Source organism: Spiroplasma endosymbiont of Labia minor, assembly GCF_964019845.1.
In the GTDB taxonomy this organism is placed as follows: Bacteria; Bacillota_I; Bacilli_A; order Mycoplasmatales; family Mycoplasmataceae.
Genome location: NZ_OZ026465.1, coordinates 203,690 through 223,543, shown reverse-complemented (window position 1 = coordinate 223,543; position 19,854 = coordinate 203,690). Strand labels below are relative to the sequence as shown.

The following is a 19,854-nucleotide window of genomic DNA, read 5'->3' as shown; positions in this document are numbered from 1 at the left end:
TATAAGTCTAATTCTTTTTTTTACAAAATTTACAAATAAAATAAGAAAGAATAACTTTCTTATTTTATTATTGCCACAAGTTCTCCTTGTTTTACAGGTCCTTTTTTCACAATATTAATTTTTTTACCACCTAGAGCATCTTCTGTAAAAATCAATGGCGTTTTCATTGACGGCACTTTTGATTTTACAGTTTTAAAATCAATATTCACTAATTTATCTCCATGTTTTACAATTTCATTTTGTGAAACTTTAATATCGAATCCTTCACCATTTAAAGAAACAGTATCTAATCCAATATGCAATAAACATTCAACTCCTGATTTATGTTTAATTCCATATGCATGGCCTGATGGAAATACAGTAATTAATTTTCCATCCATTGGTGAGACAAAGTTGCCATTATCTGGATCAAATGCAAATCCATCCCCTAACATTTTTTCTGAAAAAACTTCATCTTCTACTTGTTCCAAATCTATCACTTGACCATCACATGGTGCAAAAATTTCTACTTCTTTTGGTTTTCCAAATAATCCCATTTTTTCTAACTCCTCCTAAACACAATAATAACATAATAAAAATACTTTAAAACGCAAAAGTCTTTATTAAATTACATTTTTTAAAAAGAATTATTTTAAAAATTAACTTTATATTTCAAACGCTTGAAAAATTGTTATTAACGAGGTTGAAATTATATCTTTTAAATTTGCACCTCTTGATAAATCATTGACGGGTTTATTTAAGCCCATAATAAAAGGCCCAATTGCATCATAACCGCCCATATATTCAGCTATTTTATAAGATATATTGCCAGCATTAAGGTTAGGAAAAATATAAATATCTGGATGTTCTTTTGTTAATTTACTATTTCTATATTTTTTATTTCTTATGTCTTTAAGAAATGCTGCATCAAATTGAGTTTCGCCATCATAAACAAATGGCAAGTTTTCACTATCCATAATTTTCATAGTCATTTTAATTTTGTCAACATCTGGTCCTGCTCCAGAAGAATTTGTTGAATAACTTAAAAATGCCAATTCTGGTTTATCCATTTTCATTTTTTTTGCAAATTCAATATTTAATTTTGCAATATCCACTAATTCTTCTGAATTTGGATCTAGATTTAGACTGCAATCTGAAAATAAATAAGTTCCGTCGTTTTTTTTCATAATCATAGTAGATGCAGCTATTTTAGTTTTAGCATTTGTTTTAATTATTTGTAATGCAGGTCTGATTACGTCTGCTGTAGTATAAGTTATTCCGCATAACATGCAGTCTGCGAAGTTTAACTTTAATAACATTGTTGCAAAGTAATTGGGTTGTTTAACCAATTCTTGTGCTTCTTCCAAAGATAATTTTCCTTTTCTTAAAGAATATAATTCATTTGCTAAATAATTTAAATCATATTTATCTATACAAATAATTTCACAATTCGCCATTAATTTAGATGATACTTCTGTTTCACTTTTAAAAATAACAATTGGCTTTGCAATATTATTTTTTTGTAAATAATTAGCAGTATCTATAATTTTTTCACTGTCGCCTTCTGGTAGAATTATTCTTTTTTTAATACTGTTTTTTATTAAAAATTGTTCTATTTCTTTTAATTCAATCATAACTTTAATTTCTACTTACTAACATTTCTGCAACTTCCCCAATTGATTCAGATATAGTTGGGTGAGGATGTATTGTGTTTGCAATATCTTCAATTGTTAAATTATTATCCATAGCCAAACCTATTTCTGAAATCAATTCTGTTACTCGATGGCCTATCATATGTGCGCCTAAAATAAGTTTGGTTTTTTTATCAGATAATATTTTTATAAAACCCTTACTTGCATCATCTGCTAATGCTTTACCAGATGCTGTAAATAAAAATTTTGCGGAATTGTATTCTATATGTTCATTTTGTAATTGCTCTTCTGTCATGCCTATCATCGATATTTCTGGATATGTATATATGCAAGCCGGAATTACAACTTTTTCTGAATCTAAATTTTTAAATGTACTAATATTTTTATTTTGCGCGATTTTATTGGCAACAACAATTCCAGCGTGTTGAGCTACATGTGCCAACATTGCCTTACCAAATACATCACCTACTGCATAAACATGTTCTAAATTAGTTTCACAATTTTCATTAACAATAATGGCTTTATGATCATTAAATTTTAAGCCAATATTTTCAAAACCGTTAATTACAGGGTGTCTACCTATTGCTTCAAGACATAAATCTGAGTGCAGAGATACTTCTTTACCATCATTTGTTTGATAAATTACTGTGTTATCTTTAATTGCTAACACTTTTGCATTATTAATTAAGTGTAAATTACCACGTGTGCTAAGGATTTTTATCATTTCCTTTCTAACTTCATTATCTATATTTGGCAATATATTTGGAGCTCCTTCTATAACAAAAACTTCACAATCTAAATCTGAAAATAAATTTGCAAATTCAATACCAATGACTCCACCACCAATAATGACTAAAGTTTTAGGTAATTCTGTTAAATTCAAAATTTGTGTTGAATTAATTAAGAAATTTGCTTTACGAGCATCTTCAAATCCTGGTAAATTCAATTTTATTGGTAATGAACCAGTAGCAATTACTAAATTATCGCATTCATATTGTTGTTCATTAACTTCAATTATTTTTGATGTAATAGTTTTTGCATCTCCGTTTATATAATCAATATTATTTTTTTTAACCATAAATTGCATGCCAGAAACTAATTTATCTATAACCTGTTGCTTTCTTTCCAACATTCTTAATCAATTAATTTTGGGACGTGCACCACTGACATCTAATCCAAAGCTTGCTGAACGGTCAATAAAATCACGATAAACCAATGCAGATTTTAGAAATGTTTTTGTTGGAATACAACCAACATTTAAACAAACACCACCAATTTTTAATTTTTCTATCAGAGCAACTTTTAGACCACTTTTTGCACATTTTAACGCACAAGTGTAACCGCCAAATCCAGCCCCAACAATAATTACATCATATTTATTGACTGTTTCTGATATCATAATGTACCCCTTTAATTTCTTGGTGGTAAAAGTTCATCTGACACTGGCGTTGAACCAACAACAGATGCATTTTCATCATCATCAATATTATTATTTTCTAAATTATCATCAATAACAATCATCAAGTCACCAACTTTAACATCTTGATCATCTTTAATTAAAATTTTAGAAATAACACCAGCCACAGGTGAATAAATATCTGAAGTTACTTTATCTGTTTCTACTTCAAATAATTCTTGCCCATTTTTAATTGTTTGATTTGGTTTAACATAAATTTTTGTGACTTTTCCTTCTATTAGACCTTCTCCTAGATCTGTAAATTTTACATTATACATAATATTTTCTCCTAACTTAAAATTTTTCAAATAATAATAATGGATTTTTCATATAATTATCAAATTCTATTAAAAATCTACCTATTTCAGCGCCATCTATTACTCGATGATCTGCTGTCATAGAAAAAGGTATAACATATGTACTTATAATTTCGTTTTTATCATTAAATACTGGAATTTTTTTTATACCTCCAACACCTAATATTGCTGAATTAGGGGGATTAATTATTGGTGTTGCATATTCTAGTTTGACAGATCCATAGTTTGTAATAGTAAAAGTTGAATCTTTCACTTCTCTTAAAGTTAATTTCCCATCGCGTGCCTTATTTGCTAATTCTTCAATTTTGCTTGCAATTTGATAAACACTCATTTTATCAACATTTTTAATGACAGGAACAATTAATCCCCGAGCAGTATCTACTGCTATTCCAATATTAATATTTTTTAGAAGAATCAGTTTGTTTTCTTCAAAATTAGATCTAATATTTATCTGTGACATTTTTTGAATTGTCAATGCCGCAGCTTTGACAATAAATGCAAGATAAGTTAATTTAATATTTTTTGCTGATGTGAAACCTCGCAATTTTTCTCTTAATTCAACAATCGCACTCACATCTAAATCTCGCATTCCAGTAAATGGCGCATTAGTCTGTAAACTTGATGTCATTACACTAGCAATTGTTTTTCTAATATTTGTAATTGGTTCTTCTGTAAATTCTAATGCTATTTCTTTTTCTTCAAATTTAATATCAATATTTTGTAAAATACTATTAATTTGTTCTTCTGTAAAATATGTAGACATTACTTTTCATCCTCCATTTTATAATTAGTTAATAAAATTAACTTATCATAAATTTTTTCTGGTGTAACTTGATGATAAATTTCACCTCTATCATATGGAACAATTACATCGAATCCAGTACATCGTTGCATTGGAGCTTTTAAAAACGAAAAACATTCTTCATTTATTGATGCAATTATTTCAGCAGATACAGAAAATGATTTACAAGCTTCATGAACAACCAATAATTTACCTGTTTTTTTAACAGATTCAATTACCATTTTTTTGTCTCATGGTTTAATTGTTCTCAAATCTATTAAATCAACTGATACGTTGGGATATTTTTCTTGTAACATCTTTATTGCTTTTTGTGAATCAACAACTTGTGTTCCATATGTTACTATAGTTATTTCTTTACCTTCTTGAACTTTATATGCTTCTCCAATTGGAATTGTATAATAATTTTCTGGAATATCTTGCTTAAACGCTCTGTATAATTTTGTGGGTTCAAAAAATATAATTGGATCTGGACTTTCAATTGCAGAAAGTAACAATCCCTTCATATCATATGGAGTTGATGGACAAATCACCTTTATTCCTGGTATATGACAAAATATTGCTTCCAAAGCTTCCGAATGATGTTCCAGTGCTCTAATACCACCACCAAATGGTGTTCTAATCACCATAGATGCTGTATATTTACCTCTTGATCGATTTCTAATTCTTGCTATTTGTGTAATTATATTTTGCAATGAAGTTAAACCTAGACCTAAAAATTGTAATTCAACAACAGGTTTCAATCCACTAATAGCCATGCCTAAACCAACTCCAGCAAGCATTGCTTCTGAAATTGGAGAATTAAAGCATCGTTTTACACCATATTTTTTTTGCAATCCTTGAGTGGCTCTAAAAACACCACCTTCAAATCCAACATCCTCACCAAAACAAATAACATTATCATATTTATTCATTGCAATATCAAGTGCATTTGTGATTGCCTTTACATTATTAAATATTGCCATACTATTCGCCCTCTTTATTTAGTGGATAGTTGTTGAAAAAATACTCAGCAAAATGATATTGTTCTTTTAAAAATAAATCCATTTCTGCGTATTGATAATTAAATATATCTTTTAATGGATAATTTTTATTTTTTTCAACTCAATCAAATTCATTTTCTATGAATTTTAATTGTTGAATATTTAAATCATTTTGTTGGTTTTCATCTCACAAATTTTTGTTCATTAAATATTTTTTTAAACGAATTAGAGGGTCTGATAATTGTGCCTCGTCAAATTGCTCTTTTTCGCGATAGACATCGGGTGAATCACTTGAAGAGTGTGGTCCTAAACGATATGTGTCAAATTCTATAAATATTGGCCCATTTTCTTTAACAAATTGATGTGCTTCTTTAATAACACCATAAACAGCTAAAAAATCATTACCATCAACTTTAATTGATGGCATTCCTGTCGCTTTTGCTTTTATTGCAAAATTTAATGACGCTGTTTGTTCTATTATAGGTGTTGAAATTGCTCATTTATTATTTTCACAAATAAATATACAAGGAACTTTATGTAACATAGCAAAATTCATGGCTTCATATGTTTCACCTTCAGATGTACCGCCATCACCAGTTGTTGTTAAAACTACACTATCAATATTTTTATATTGATTTGCAAATGCGATGCCAGCCGCTTGAGAATATTGTGTTCCTATTACTATATTTGGTGGCAAAACATTAATATCATTTGGTGACCTACCACCATTTTCATTCCCAACTCAAAATAGCATAATATTTCGCATTGGCACACCCATAGTTAATCATGCAGCATTATTTCTATAACCAGATAAAAATCAATCTTTATCTTTTCTCAAACACATTGAATAACCAACCTCTGTAGCTTCTTGCCCTGTTGAAGTTAAAAATGATAACAGCCTTCCTTGCCTTTGCATTTTTGTTTGAAAATCATCTTGAATGCGTGACAAATTCATAATTTTATAAGCTTCTAAAATTGTTTTATCTTCAATATTTGGTAGTAAATCATTATTAATGACTGCACCGTTTTTATTCATTATTTGTAATTTAATATTTTTTGATGAATCAAATTGATTAATATATTTCATAAAATAACTCCTTTAAAAAATTAAATCAAGTAAGTTATCTTTCGTTATTTTTTTTGCAAATATTTTTTCTAAATCAAATTTCCCCAATTGTTTAGAAATTATTTCTTTAACATATTTAGAATTTTTTAAACTATTTTCTAATTTTTCAGTGCCTTCATAACCTAAAAAATCACCAAAAAATTTAATGTCTTCTATTTTACCATTCTTTATATTTAAATTAACTTGTATTAGTCCAATTTCAGGAAAATATTTTTCTTTAATAATTTTGAAAGTTGATGATTTACCGTAATTTCAATCTCAACTTTGATATTTATTTTTTGATTGTTCAAGAATTTGATCTATTTTTAAAATATCATTTGACATAATTTTAATTTCTGATTGGGTTTTAAAAAAATTAATCATATCATTTAAAAAATCAAGTGAATTTTTTTTAACACTTATAAAATCTGAAATATTTTTAATCACAGATACATTAGATTTAATTTTTTTTGATTCCATTTTTGTAGAATTTAATAATAAATATTCTCGTATTTTTGACAAATCTACATCATACATTAACGTACCATGGACTAAAATTTTATCTTTTGTTTTAAGTTCTGCACTACCAGATATTTTATAACCATCTATTTTTATGTCATTTTTACCATCAAAATAAGCATTTAAATTTTCCTTTTTTAAAAAATTAATTACTGGTTCTAACGTTTTGTTTATTAATATTTTGTCATCTTCTTTTATATTATCAATTAATGAAAAACAGATATTACCCATATCTTGAAAAACAGTTCCACCACCTGTATTTCTTCTCACGATATTTATTTCATTCTTTCGCACACTTTCAAAATTAATTTGCTCGTGTATATTTTGATTACGTCCAATAACTATTGTTTCATCATTTTGTCATAAAAACAAAATCTGATTTTTAGTTTTATAACTGTAAACTAAATATTCTTCAAATGCTAAATTATAATAAGGACTATTACTATTAGATATAAATACTTCTATCATATTAGTTTTTAAAATAATTTAATCCTAATGCTTCAAGGGCTGCTAATGTAACGAAATTATATGGTTTATTATAATGTGGTAAGAAAAACATATCAACAAGAGGTAATTCATCAATGGTCAATTCTTTTTGAATTGCAAGAGATAACATATGAATCATTTCTGTATGATTAGCTTTTGAATAAATTTGTGATCCGATTATTTTTCTGGTTTTTTTATTTCAAATTAATCTAATATTTACTGGAGTACAAGTACTCATGAATTCTGGACGATCATTATCTGTAAATAAAATAGTTTCATATTCTAAATTTAATTTTTTACACATTTCTACAGAAAATCCTACAGATGCCATATTATAGTCAAATACGCAAATTGCATTTGCACCTGTAAATCCCATTTGAGGTAAAGAGTTATTTTTTATTATGTTAATTGCAGCTATAATACCAGAGCGCACTGCTGTTGTTGCAAGTGCGATTTGCATATTTTCTTTTAAAATAGCACTTTCAACTTCAGCACAATCACCAATTGCATATATATCTTGATCTGATGTTTGCATATATTTATTTGTTTTAATTACGCCTTTATCTGTTGTATCAATAACATTTTTTAACAAAGCAGTTTCAGCTTTAATTCCCATTGAAAAAACAACATAATCAACTTCATATTGACCTTTATCTGTTACTACAAATTGAACTTTTTCGTTTCCTTTAAATTCAATAACTTTTTGATTTAAGGCAATTGTTACGCCATTTTTTCTCATCAAATCTTCTACAACATCTGTTGTGTCTTTATCATAATATGCAGGCATAATACGATCTGCAACATCTATTAATACTACATTTTTACCAGCGCTTACAAAAGCATCAACCAATTCAACACCAATATAACCTGCACCAATAATAACAATATTATTTAATTGTTTATTCTCGTTTGCTGCTTTTATTTCTTGTGCTTGATAATAGTTTTTGCAAATTTGTATATTATCCAAATTTATTCCAGGAATTGGTGGACAAATTGGTCAAGAACCTGAGGCAACTATCAATTTGTCATATTTATCTTCAAATATCTCTCCTGTTTTTAAATTTTTTACACTTACTGTTTTATTTTCTTTATCGATACCCACTCATTCGTGATTATCTTTTACATCTATACCTTCACTTTTCAACAATTCTGGTGATGCATAAAATAATCCTTTTGGGTCTTTAACCTCATTTTTTACTCATAGCGCAATTCCACAACCCAAAAAAGAAATGACATCATTTCTTTCATATGCTGTAACTTGAACATTTTTATCTAAACGCTTCAATGTTCTAGTCGCTACTGTTCCAGCGTGGTTTAAACCTAATACAATAACTTTCATTAAAATAATCTCCTTTTTAAATAATATTTCCAAAAAATAAAAGTCAATGGAAATGTTATTATTTTATATTATACGCTGAAAAAATAATTTGCAACAATAAAACAACTATTTTCAACTCTATTACTTGTTAATTTACGATCATTTTTCAATAAAAGATGACAAATAATCCTCTCTGGATACATTTCTAGTTAATTTAAATTTATTCACAAATTCAATCAATTGTTCTTCTGCTTGTTTCAATTCGGTAATTAAAGATTCATCCGTTGAAGAAATTCTATATTTTAAATCTCTTATTTTATTTTCATATTTAAATAATCTTTTTTTTAATTCATAATTTTTATCTTGCTGTTGTAGATTAAATTCATTTTCTGGAATTATTGTATCATTTGGATAAAAATCAATATCTATGTGTGTACATCCAACATGATGATAACCTTTAGAAATAGCATCAGCCATTGTCATAATAGCATCATCATTTTCCAATGATAAAATTCTATTTTCAAATGGTCTACATAAAGGACAAGAATCTTTTTTTTGCTCAACATAAACAATTGATTTCAGTCGTAAAGAAGTTTTTTTGCCAAATGAATTAAAAATTGAATCATCCTGCTTTTTTTGCAATTCTCGATTTTTTGATTTAATTATTTCTATATTTATATTTAAAACACCATTTTCTGTATTTATTTCTTCTAAATGTTTTTTTAAAACTGCTTTTTTGCTTGTCCTATGATTATTAATTGAATTTTTGATTTTTTTTCACGGGAAAATTATACAAATGGCAAATAAACATATTACTATTATTAATCACCCTCATCAAGGGACACCTACATTCAATAGGTTATTATCTAACATAATAAAATTACGCATTTTAATGATTTTCCTTATTTAAATTACGATAATAAAGCTTTATTTGTTCAAAATTTTTTTCATCTAATTGCTGATGATGATTGCATTTTTCACATATTAATTCTGCTTTGTTTATTTCATAAATGTTTATTGGTTTAACAAAATTATGTTTTCTATAATTTCAACATTTAATGCACCAAATGTACATTCCTTCTCATTCGTTATTTTCTAAAAACAAAATTTTCACTCCTGTCATTTAAATTATAAATTAAAAATCACAACAAAATCATGTTGTGATTTTAAAAATATAATTAAGCTGCTTTACGAGCTTTTTTGGTTTTTTCACGAATAATATCTGCAACAAACTCTACATCTAAACCTACAGTTACTTGCATTAAATCTTTTCCGATAACTTTAACACCGTAAACTCCAGATTTTTTAATTCTGTCTTGATCTACAATTGAATTATCTTTTAAAGTAAAGCGTAATCTTGTAGTACAGTTATCCAAAAACACTATGTTGTCTTCTCCTGTAGCTGCAATTATTTCATCAGCCATTTTTTCATATTTATTTGAACCAGTATTTTTATTTGTGATATCTTTTTTATTTTTTGTATCTTTTGTATAATTTGCATCTTTAGCAATTGTAGCTGCTTGATAATCATCTTCACGCCCTGGTGTAGGAATATTGAATTTTTTAATTGCAAAAATAAATCAGAAATAATAACACGCAGCGGCTATCATTGATAACGGAAGAATTCATAATGTGTTACCTAATACTTGATAAGCTGCTCCATTAACTACACCTTGATGTACTGAAAATCCTCAAGATTGTGGTATTGAAATTGCTCAATCAATAATTCCTGCTGAAAATCCGTATGATGATTGAATATGCATAGCTGTAGTAATTGCCATAAATATAGCAGATAAAACTGCATGTCCTATTCATAATAATGGTGATAAAAATACAAAGGTAAATTCTATTGGTTCTGTAATTCCTGTTGTAAATGATACTGCTGCTGCACCTATTAAAAATGCCCCAACTTGTTTTCTATTTTCTTTTTTAGCTGCAAAAATCATAGCTATCGCAGCACCAGGTAAGCCACCCATCATAACTGGGAATCATCCAGAAGTTGTTAATCCTGAACCGAAGTTCCCACTAACAAAGGCATTAATATCACCCAAGTCAACAACTCCAGTATTTAATACATCACCTGTAATAGGTGCAATAATATCTCCTTTAACTGGCATTTGGAAATAAAAGAATGTATTTAAAATTTGATGTAAACCAAACGGTAAAATTACACGATTTAAAAATCCTCAAATTCCAGCTCCAGTAATTCTGACTGCATCTCCTCCAGTTGATAATCATTCCCCAAATTTCATTAGTGCTCATTGAATTCATGGTCAAACTGCCGCAAATAATAAAGCTAATGGTATAGAAGCTGCAATACAGATCATTGGGACAAAACGCCTACCTGCAAAAAATCCTAATGCTTGAGGTAATTTTATATCACGGAAATGGTTGTAAAAATAGGCAGCCATACACCCTGAAAATATTCCCCCAAATACTCCTAAATTAAAAACATATAGACCGCCGACTTTTGTAACTCCATCTGCCGTATCATAAAGTGGCACATACAGAAGTGATGAATATGTAGTACCATCTTGTGTTGAAAAAGTTAGTACATTTTTATAAAACATTTCTGGAATACTATTTGGAGTTGTTGTAAGTCCATTGATTGCAAAATACAATGCAACTGATGCTAACGTTACTTCTCCTCTATTTTCATTTGCCAATCCAAATGCACAACCTATGGCAAAAAATAATGGCAAATTATCAAAAGCTATTGCGCCAGGTTTTTGAATAATAAACGAAATATAATAACCAACTTGATTTGTTATATGCATTGTTCCATCAACAGTTTCTGTTGTATAAGAAATTCCTAATGTACCAAAACGATTTAATATCGCTGCAAATGGTAAAACTGCAATTGGAAATTGCAAAGCTTTACCCAGACCTTGCATTAATTCAAGTAATTTTGCACCAAAACTGCGACCATTTTTAGTTTTAGGTTCTTTTATTTTTTCAGCTTTAACTAAAGTTTCCTTTTTCAGATGTTGATTATTTTCTTGTTTTAATTGCTCTGACAAAATGTTTAGTTCCTTTCTTCAAAATATAATTAATCATTAATATTTAATAAAAAACTATTCCAATAACTTTACATAACAAAAATGGTTGTAATTACATTATAAAAAATAATAATTTCTAGAAAATAATAATGGCCGAAAATATAATTTCGTACACCAATATAATAGCATAATAATATAAAATTCTTTTAAATATGGCTAAATAATAAATTTTATTTTTATTAACTATTAATTTGCAAGGACAATAAAAAAATACCCAAAAAAATATTATTTGTAAAAATTATACAAATAAAATTCAGGCATTAAATAGTTTTATTTTGATGCCAATAAATTATCAACTAAAGCTTCAACTTGCTCTGCAGTTTCCAATTCTAATGCTTTTTTTGTTAATTCTTGAGTTTCTTTAATTGTTAGTTTTGCTATTATCGATCTTGCTAAAGGAATTGATGAAGCAGACATTGAAAAAGCATCTAAACCTAATCCCATTAATAAAGGAATCGCTTTTGCATCTCCAGCCATTTCACCACACATTCCTGCTCATTTTCCATGTTTATGTGCACCATCAATTGTTAATTTTAATAAATTTAAAATAGATGGATTTAATGGTTGATATAAATAAGAAACTTTTTCTGACATTCTGTCAGCAGCCATTGAATATTGTATTAAATCATTTGTTCCTACCGAGAAGAAATCGGCATATTTAGCGAAATTAGTCGCATTCATTGCTGCTGCTGGTATTTCAACCATCATTCCTATTTCTATATTATCGCCAACTTTAATTCCTTCTTTTTCTAGAAGTTTTTTTTGCTCTAAAGTGAAATCTTTTGCAGCTTTAAATTCATCTATAGTTGCAATCATGGGAAACATAATACCCAATTTTCCATATGCTGATGCTCTCAATAAAGCGCGAATTTGATTTTTAAAGACATCTTTTCTATCTAAAGAGAATCTAATTGCTCTATATCCTAAAAATGGATTCATTTCTGCTGGAAATTGAAAATAAGATAATTTTTTATCGCCACCAATATCTAATGTACGAATAACTACCATTTTATCTCCCATGTTTTCTAATACTTTTTTGTATTCTTCAAATTGTTCATCTTCTGTTGGAAAATGGTCATTGTCCATATATAAGAATTCAGATCTAAATAAACCTATTCCTTCACCACCATTAGCTATTACACCTTCAACATCTTTTGGAGTACCAATGTTTCCTTCTAGAAGCATTTTGTCATTACCATCTTTTGAAACAGTAGTTTTATCTTTATAAGTATTTAATTCTTTTTTCATTTGTAGATAATTTTTAGCTTTTTTATCTCATAATGATGCGTCTGCGGGTTCAATTTCTACATCTCCAGAATTACCATCTAATGCAATCATTGCTCCTTGTTTCACTGATTCTGTAATTGTTTTTAAACCAAGCACTGCTGGTATTTCTAAAGATCTTGCCATAATTGCTGCATGTGAAGTTCTACCACCCACATTACATGCAAATCCTTTAACAAAAGTTGGATTTAGTTGTGCAGTTTGTGATGGCGTTAAATCATTTGCAACTATAATTACTTCTTCTTTGATTGTTGCCAAATCAATTACTAATAAATCAAGAACATAACGTAATCAACGATCTGTTACATCTCTTATATCTGCTGCACGTTCACGAAAATATTCATCATCCATTGAATCAAATGTTGCTGCAAATTTATCTGATTCTTCTTTTATTGCTCTTGCTGCATTATATTTTTTTTCACGAATCAAAGTGATAATTTCATCACTCATCATTGGATCATCTAAAATTTGGGCGTGGGCTTCAAAAACTGCTGCTTTTTCGCCACCCAATTTTTCTAAAGCTAATTGTTGTAAATTTTTTAAATCTGTTTTAGCACGTTCTAGAGCTTTTTTCATCAATTCTATTTCCTGTTCTGGATCTTTTGTTTGATGATTTGAAATTACAATTGGCTCTTCTTTCAAGACATATGCTTTTGCTAATGCAATGCCATCTGATGCACCAATACCTTTTATCTTATTACTCATAGTTTAAAATTCCTCTCTTTGTTTATAAACTAATTCATCGTTTATTATTATAACGCATTTTTATTATTTCTTTATATAGTAAATTTATTGCATTTATTTAAAAAAATAAAAAAATACCTTAAATGGTATTTTTTAAGATAAATTATCTAATTAATTTAGATTCATAACCAGAGACGAATTTTGATCTTCTTTTTATTGAATCTGAAATCACTGAATCCTTATAATTTGTTTTTGCAACAAATTTTGATTGTTTGATTTCTTGGTTGAATTCACGTTTTTTTAATGAATTATCAAAATTTGGTCTATTATTATTTTTCTCTGCTATGAATTGCATTTTTTCAATATAAACATCTTTGAAAACAGAAGTTGAATTTTTAATTTCTACTCTTTGTTCTTTTATTGCAGCCTTTTCTAAAATTGCATACTCTTTATATGCATTTTTTGCAGCAAGAATTTTTTCTTTATATGCATTTTTTGCAAGTACAATTTCTTCTTTTACTGCTTGTATTTGTTCTACAAATTTTGTTTTAATTGGTTCTATATCTTGCGAATTTTCTTTTGCAGTAATAATTTCAGTTCTTCTTGTGTTTTTAATTGCAACAATTTTATCTTTTAAATCTATTTCATTATCTTTATATTCTGTTGCAATAGTTGCTAAATAATTAACATGTCTTTCTTTAACAGAACCAGGTTTTCCTGCATCTGCTATTAATCAGAAACCATAAATTAATGTGGTTACTGCCACACCAGCAGCGGCTGCAATAAAGAATAGTGCAGTTTGCGAACCATATGGTACAGCTCCTAAAATAGCAACAATAGGCCCTCCATGAGCAGCAGCATCTTGAACACCAGCTGCACCAGCAATTGCACCAGCAACGGCAGAACCTAAAACATTACATACTACCGCACGTTTTGGATCACGGATAGCAAAAGGAATTGCACCTTCCGAAATTCCAATACATCCCATAACAATTGCTCCAACTCCCATATTACGAGAATCGTCATCAAAATATTTAGAAAATATTAATGTAGTTAATCCCATTCCGATTGGTGCAACTGGAATAGCCGCAGCTAAAGCACCCATCGGTCTTTGTAAAACATTCATAACTTCTTCTGGTTGACCAGCAGAAGCTGTCACTAATGCAGAACAAGTTAAAAAGGCAATTTTATTGACAGGGCCACCCATATCAAAACCACCCATTGCTCCTAAAAGCAATCCGATTAATAATCCGGTTACTATTCCAACATTAGATGATCCACCCGTTGCTTGACCATTTTCAAATGTAACTCCATATGCTGAACCAATACCAACTTGAATTTCATTCATAATTCATCCAATTGGTGCACCAATTAGATAAATAAATAATAGTGATAAAATTAATCCAACTCCTAATGGTATAAAGAAAATTGGCATTGCAGCTTGCAATGATCTTGGTACTCTTCAAGTATTTATTCATTTAACTAAATAACCTGCCATTAAACCAGCAGCAATAGCACCTAAAAATCCCATTGGTGTTGCTACTTGATCTAAACCAGGAATTCATGACATTAATAATGCTGAATTATTACCAATAAATGAGGCAACCATCGCAGGTGCAATAGCAGCCCTACCACCAATTGAGTTAGCAATAAATCCACCCAAAATTGGAATCATTAATGTAAATGCAGCACCACCAATAATATTTAATACATTTAAAATACCTCATGGTGATTTTCCACCGTTATCTGGCGATGCACCAGGTCCTCAGATTGCTTTTGCAATTCCTAAAGAAAATGCTAAACAAATCCCCCCAAGAACGATAACTGGAATCATATAAGAAACCCCAGCAAGAATATGTTTCATAACATTATCTCTTGATTTAATTTCTGGTTGTGAAGAATTTGATTGCGCTAATATTTTACCGTTTTTCAAAACTTCATTAATTAATCCTTCTGGATCATGAATAGCTTTTGCAACTTTAACTTCTATTGATTTTAAACCTGAAAATCTACTTTTATCTACACCTGTATCAACTGCAAAAATAATAGCATCTGCTTCATTTATTTCTTTTGCAGTAAATGGTGTTCCAACACCTTTTGAACCGTGTGTTTCAACACGAACATTATAACCAAGTTTTTCACCCGCTTGTAAAAGTTTTTCTTCTGCAAGATAAGTGTGTGCAACACCAGTAATGCAAGCAGTAATTGCAAGTACTTTTGGTCCACCATTTTGTGATTCATTGCTTACAATTTTATTTTCTTTTTTAATATCAAAAGCTTTAATTACATCTTGAGCAGTTTTAGCATTTAAAATTGCTTTTTTAAAGTCTTCATTCATTAATTTAACAGCAACATCACTTAACATTTCCATATGTTGATTGCCTTGTCCATCAGGAACTATCAATGCTATAGCCACACGTGTTGGTTTACCATCTATGGATTTTCATTCAATTCCAGTTTTGGTACGTACAATAATTATTGCAGCTGAATTAGCTTCTTTAATTCTTGCGTGTGGAATTGCAAATCCATCTTCAAATCCTGTTGAGCCTTCGCTTTCGCGTTTTTTAAAACCATTAATTAGGGCACTAGAATCAGAAATAATTTTAGCATCCATAGCTTTATCGGCTATAAATTTGAAGACATTATCTTGTGTTTTTAAATCCTCATCTAAAAATACAAAATTTTGACTTAATAAATTCATATTTTTTCCTCCACTTATTATTTTATTTAAAAAGTGGCTTAAAATCAATAGCCACAGCAATTAATTTCTAATATTACATTGCAAATTAGAAATTATTATTGTAATAATTGCAAAAAAATGCAGTCAATATTAATGTTTTTTCACATTAATTAAACTACATTAACTTATAAGAATACGTAATTTTAACTAAATAATTCCGTTTTCTTTCATAATATTTTGAATTGCAGCAATTGCATCTGTTTCATCTGAACCTGTTGCAGTAATTGTAACATCACTACCTGATTTAATTGCTAATGCCATAACATTCATAATTGATTTTAAATTACCTTCTTTTCCTTCTGAAGAAATTTTAATATCAGATGTAAATTTTGAAGCTTCTTTTGCTAAAACAGATGCAGGACGCGCGTGTAGTCCGACTTGATCTATTATTTTTGCAGTAAATTGTGCCACTTTTATTTCCTCCGTTAACTAACACTTGAATTATATAATGTTTTTGCTCAATATTTCAATAATTTAAAAAAAATATTTAAATAATTGCTCACATGATTAAGCAAATTCTCTTTTTAAATTTTTGATAATGCAGGTGTTGAACCAATAAAAGTTTTTACACCATATACAGGATTATCAAATGCAACAGTTGTAACTGCGTTATCAATTTTTATGACAATTCCATTTCCAAACATAATGTGATTTACACGTTCTTGTAAAATAAAATCGTTTTTTTCTTGTGAAAATTTATTTGAATTATTTTTTGGATTTAAATTGCTATAGAGTGGTTTATCTATTTTTATAGTAATGTCTTCTGAAACTTCTAATTGCTCGCTATCTAATTCAGCTATAAATTTTGATGCAGTCAAATATTCATTAATTTGTGCAGAAAATTCTCCATCTACAAATGAAATGTAAAGTTTATGTTCAGCTCTAGTCATTGCAACATATAGTGCACGTCTTTCTTCTTCTAATTGTGTTGCTGAATTATATGACATTCTTGATGGAAAAATTCCTCTGTTTACTCCCATGACAAAAACTATTTTATTTTCTAATCCTTTTGCTGAATGAATAGTTAACAATGTGACTGCGTTATTAACTTCTATATTATCTGTTGTCCCTAAAACTTCTGTTTGTAAAAAATTAATTATAGGGTTTTCTGTATAAGTTGGATCTAATGAATTTATATATTCACCCATTTGATCATAATATGCACCAATATTTAATAAATCTGCTTCTAAATCTGTCGACCTGTTTTTTAAAACGACATCTACATAATTAAAATATTTTATTATATTTTTTGTTAGTGATATTAGATCCATTTTATTTTTATAATCGGTTAAAGATAAATTTAAAGCATATTGCAATTCTTTTATATATTTAGATATTGTCAAGGCTTCTGGTTGCATAATAAAATCAACTAATGATAAATTGGCAATTTCAGCAGCTGATCTAAGTTTATTAATAATTACATCACCTATTTTTGGTGTAAATTCTAAAACTCTTATCATTGAAAGTTCATCTTTAAAAACTATCATTCTCAATAATGATGTTATATCCTTGATTACTCGTCTATTTCTAAATTGCATTCCACCACGAACATTATATGGAATATTTGCTTGTTTCAATTCGTGTTCAATAACTCGTGATCATGAATTTACTCTATACAAAATAAAAATATCTCTATATTTATAATCTTTTTGAATCAATTTTTTGATATTTGTTACAACTCATTTGGCTTCTGAATGAGAATCAAACGCTTTTGCCAAAACTGGTTTTTCACCAGTTAAATTATTTGTATAAATGTCTTTTGGCTCTCTTTCTTTATTATGTTTTATAAATTCATTTGCCAAGCCAAGAATTCTTTTAGTTGAACGATAATTTTCATCTAAAATAATTGTCTTTGCAGTTGGAAAATTTTTGTTAAAATTCATTATAATTTGCAATTTAGCCCCTCTTCAAGAATAAATTGTTTGGTCAGGGTCTCCAACAACAGTCAAATTATTTTTTTCGCCACATAATCATTTAATTAAATCAAATTGAACTTGATTTGTATCTTGGAATTCATCAACAACTACATAATCAAAACGATTCTTTCACTTATCTCGTACATCTTTAAAATTATTAAATAAAGTATGTGTTTTGATTAAAAGTCCATCAAAATCAGTCGCATTAATTCTTTTTAATTCATATTCATATCTTTTATAAATACCAGCTGCTTTTTTGTCATTTCCATACATAGATTCTAATAATTCTTCTGGTTCTAAAAAATCTGATTTTCAATGTGAGATTTTTTTAGTATATTTTTTAATATCTTTGGCTTGAATTATATTTTCAGAATTAGAATTATTTCTTGAATTCATTTCAAGAATTATATTTTTTACAATTTTTTCTTGATCATCAGTATCAATAATTGAAAAACCCGAATCTAAATCAACAAACAAGCCATCTTCTCTTAAAATACGAACACACATAGCATGAAAAGTGGATACAAAGGGTTTTGAAGTATATGAATCTGCAAGCATAGTCTCTAAACGTTCACGCATTTCCTTAGTTGCTTTATTTGTAAAAGTAACCGCAAGTATGCGTTTTGGTTGAATGCCTAAAGACGTTATTAAATAAGCTATCTTTGTAGTTATAACACGTGTTTTACCCGCCCCTGCACCAGCAACAATTCTAAGTGGTGAATCAACATATTTAACAGCTTCTAATTGTTTTTCGTTTAATTTTTCTAATCAATCATTAATTGTCATTTATTTCAACCTCATTATTTTTTCTATGATAATTATCATCTAATTCACTAATTTTTTGTAAATTTTCTTCAGAAAGTTGCCCAGGATGCAATTCTTTTAGATGAACATGATATTTATTTTTTGCTTCATCATTTATATTTTTCATGGGATCAAAATGTTTTCTATCTTCTATTGCGATTTTATTAATAACAAATAAATTTAATTTCATATCTATTCCTGCTTGATGATCTTCTTGTACACCAATAGAAATACCATTAATTAAAAATCACAATAAAAAAATTGTATACATTAAGTTTACAATTAATTGCGAAGGAATCAATCCATTTTTAGTTGGATCATCGCTGTGATTTCCATTTAACATAATTAAAATGGCAATGATTTGTCCAACAGTTATAATCATTCAAGGTATAAAAATAAATCATAATTCTCGTAAAAATAATTGTCAAAATTTAGCATAATTTTCTTTTGATCTTAATCTTATGTTTCAAATTAATTTACCGAGAGTATTTCCTTTGCATAATCATGGAATAAAAACAAAATATAAAAATAAGCAACTAAAACTAGCAATCATTAAAATCATAAATTTTATTCACTGATTACTATCAATTTTAATTAAACTAACTAAAATTGCTGGTATGATTGAAACTAAAATAATATCTATCATTCTAGCAAAAAATATTATTTTCAATGAAGTTTTTGTATAAGTTTTATAAGCATTAGTATTTTCATTTGTTTTTTGTTTATGCATAAAAAAATAACCTCCTTAACGAA

17 protein-coding genes are annotated in these 19,854 nt (G+C 28.2%); all 17 read right to left on the bottom strand.

The features are described 5' to 3' along the window. Window positions 1-59 precede the first annotated feature (59 nt). Window positions 60-536 carry a PTS glucose transporter subunit IIA gene (locus tag AACK85_RS01075; RefSeq protein ID WP_338970205.1) on the bottom strand — a complete coding sequence of 159 codons (477 nt, stop codon included), beginning with the start codon at window positions 534-536 and terminating at the stop codon, window positions 60-62. Window positions 537-644: 108 nt separating this feature from the next. Then, window positions 645-1,613 (bottom strand): phosphate acetyltransferase, encoded by a 969-nt coding sequence (gene pta / locus AACK85_RS01070; protein ID WP_338970203.1) that lies wholly within the window; start codon window positions 1,611-1,613, stop codon window positions 645-647. Window positions 1,614-1,617: 4 nt separating this feature from the next. After that, window positions 1,618-3,030 (bottom strand): dihydrolipoyl dehydrogenase, encoded by a 1,413-nt coding sequence (gene lpdA, locus AACK85_RS01065; RefSeq protein WP_338970200.1) that lies wholly within the window; start codon window positions 3,028-3,030, stop codon window positions 1,618-1,620. Window positions 3,031-3,041: 11 nt separating this feature from the next. Next, window positions 3,042-3,365: a biotin/lipoyl-containing protein gene (locus AACK85_RS01060; protein WP_338970197.1), complete on the bottom strand. Its 324-nt coding sequence runs from the start codon at window positions 3,363-3,365 to the stop codon at window positions 3,042-3,044. Between the two features lie 16 nt (window positions 3,366-3,381). Beyond that, a complete protein-coding gene (locus tag AACK85_RS01055; protein ID WP_338970192.1) occupies window positions 3,382-4,167 on the bottom strand; it encodes a dihydrolipoamide acetyltransferase family protein in 786 nt (261 codons plus the stop codon). Further along, complete coding sequence (locus AACK85_RS01050) at window positions 4,167-5,168, bottom strand: alpha-ketoacid dehydrogenase subunit beta (RefSeq protein ID WP_338970190.1); 1,002 nt, start codon at window positions 5,166-5,168, stop codon at window positions 4,167-4,169. Before AACK85_RS01050 ends, AACK85_RS01055 begins: the two co-directional genes overlap by 1 nt. Window position 5,169: 1 nt before the next feature. Continuing rightward, window positions 5,170-6,273, bottom strand: a complete 1,104-nt coding sequence (locus AACK85_RS01045; protein WP_338970188.1) for a thiamine pyrophosphate-dependent dehydrogenase E1 component subunit alpha — start codon at window positions 6,271-6,273, stop codon at window positions 5,170-5,172. A 12-nt stretch (window positions 6,274-6,285) separates the two neighbouring features. Then, window positions 6,286-7,278: a lipoate--protein ligase gene (locus AACK85_RS01040; protein WP_338970185.1), complete on the bottom strand. Its 993-nt coding sequence runs from the start codon at window positions 7,276-7,278 to the stop codon at window positions 6,286-6,288. Between the two features lies 1 nt (window position 7,279). After that, the gene (locus AACK85_RS01035) at window positions 7,280-8,635 is read right to left on the bottom strand and encodes an FAD-dependent oxidoreductase (RefSeq protein WP_338970183.1); all 1,356 of its coding nucleotides are present in this window, start codon (window positions 8,633-8,635) and stop codon (window positions 7,280-7,282) included. Window positions 8,636-8,767: 132 nt separating this feature from the next. Beyond that, a complete protein-coding gene (locus AACK85_RS01030) occupies window positions 8,768-9,502 on the bottom strand; it encodes a phage minor capsid protein (RefSeq protein WP_338970181.1) in 735 nt (244 codons plus the stop codon). Window position 9,503: 1 nt separating this feature from the next. Then, the gene (locus AACK85_RS01025) at window positions 9,504-9,719 is read right to left on the bottom strand and encodes a hypothetical protein (RefSeq protein ID WP_338970180.1); all 216 of its coding nucleotides are present in this window, start codon (window positions 9,717-9,719) and stop codon (window positions 9,504-9,506) included. A gap of 73 nt (window positions 9,720-9,792) precedes the next feature. Further along, window positions 9,793-11,634, bottom strand: a complete 1,842-nt coding sequence (locus AACK85_RS01020; protein ID WP_338970178.1) for a PTS transporter subunit EIIC — start codon at window positions 11,632-11,634, stop codon at window positions 9,793-9,795. Window positions 11,635-11,943: 309 nt separating this feature from the next. Further along, a complete protein-coding gene (gene ptsP, locus AACK85_RS01015; protein WP_338970176.1) occupies window positions 11,944-13,662 on the bottom strand; it encodes a phosphoenolpyruvate--protein phosphotransferase in 1,719 nt (572 codons plus the stop codon). Window positions 13,663-13,804: 142 nt separating this feature from the next. Then, a complete protein-coding gene (locus tag AACK85_RS01010) occupies window positions 13,805-16,342 on the bottom strand; it encodes a fructose-specific PTS transporter subunit EIIC (RefSeq protein ID WP_338970174.1) in 2,538 nt (845 codons plus the stop codon). Window positions 16,343-16,528: 186 nt separating this feature from the next. Next, window positions 16,529-16,792 (bottom strand): HPr family phosphocarrier protein, encoded by a 264-nt coding sequence (locus AACK85_RS01005; RefSeq protein WP_338970172.1) that lies wholly within the window; start codon window positions 16,790-16,792, stop codon window positions 16,529-16,531. Window positions 16,793-16,905: 113 nt separating this feature from the next. Further along, the gene (locus tag AACK85_RS01000; RefSeq protein ID WP_338970170.1) at window positions 16,906-19,083 is read right to left on the bottom strand and encodes an ATP-dependent helicase; all 2,178 of its coding nucleotides are present in this window, start codon (window positions 19,081-19,083) and stop codon (window positions 16,906-16,908) included. Beyond that, complete coding sequence (locus AACK85_RS00995) at window positions 19,073-19,831, bottom strand: RDD family protein (RefSeq protein WP_338970168.1); 759 nt, start codon at window positions 19,829-19,831, stop codon at window positions 19,073-19,075. The genes AACK85_RS01000 and AACK85_RS00995 overlap by 11 nt, the downstream gene beginning before the upstream one ends. Window positions 19,832-19,854: the final 23 nt, after the last annotated feature.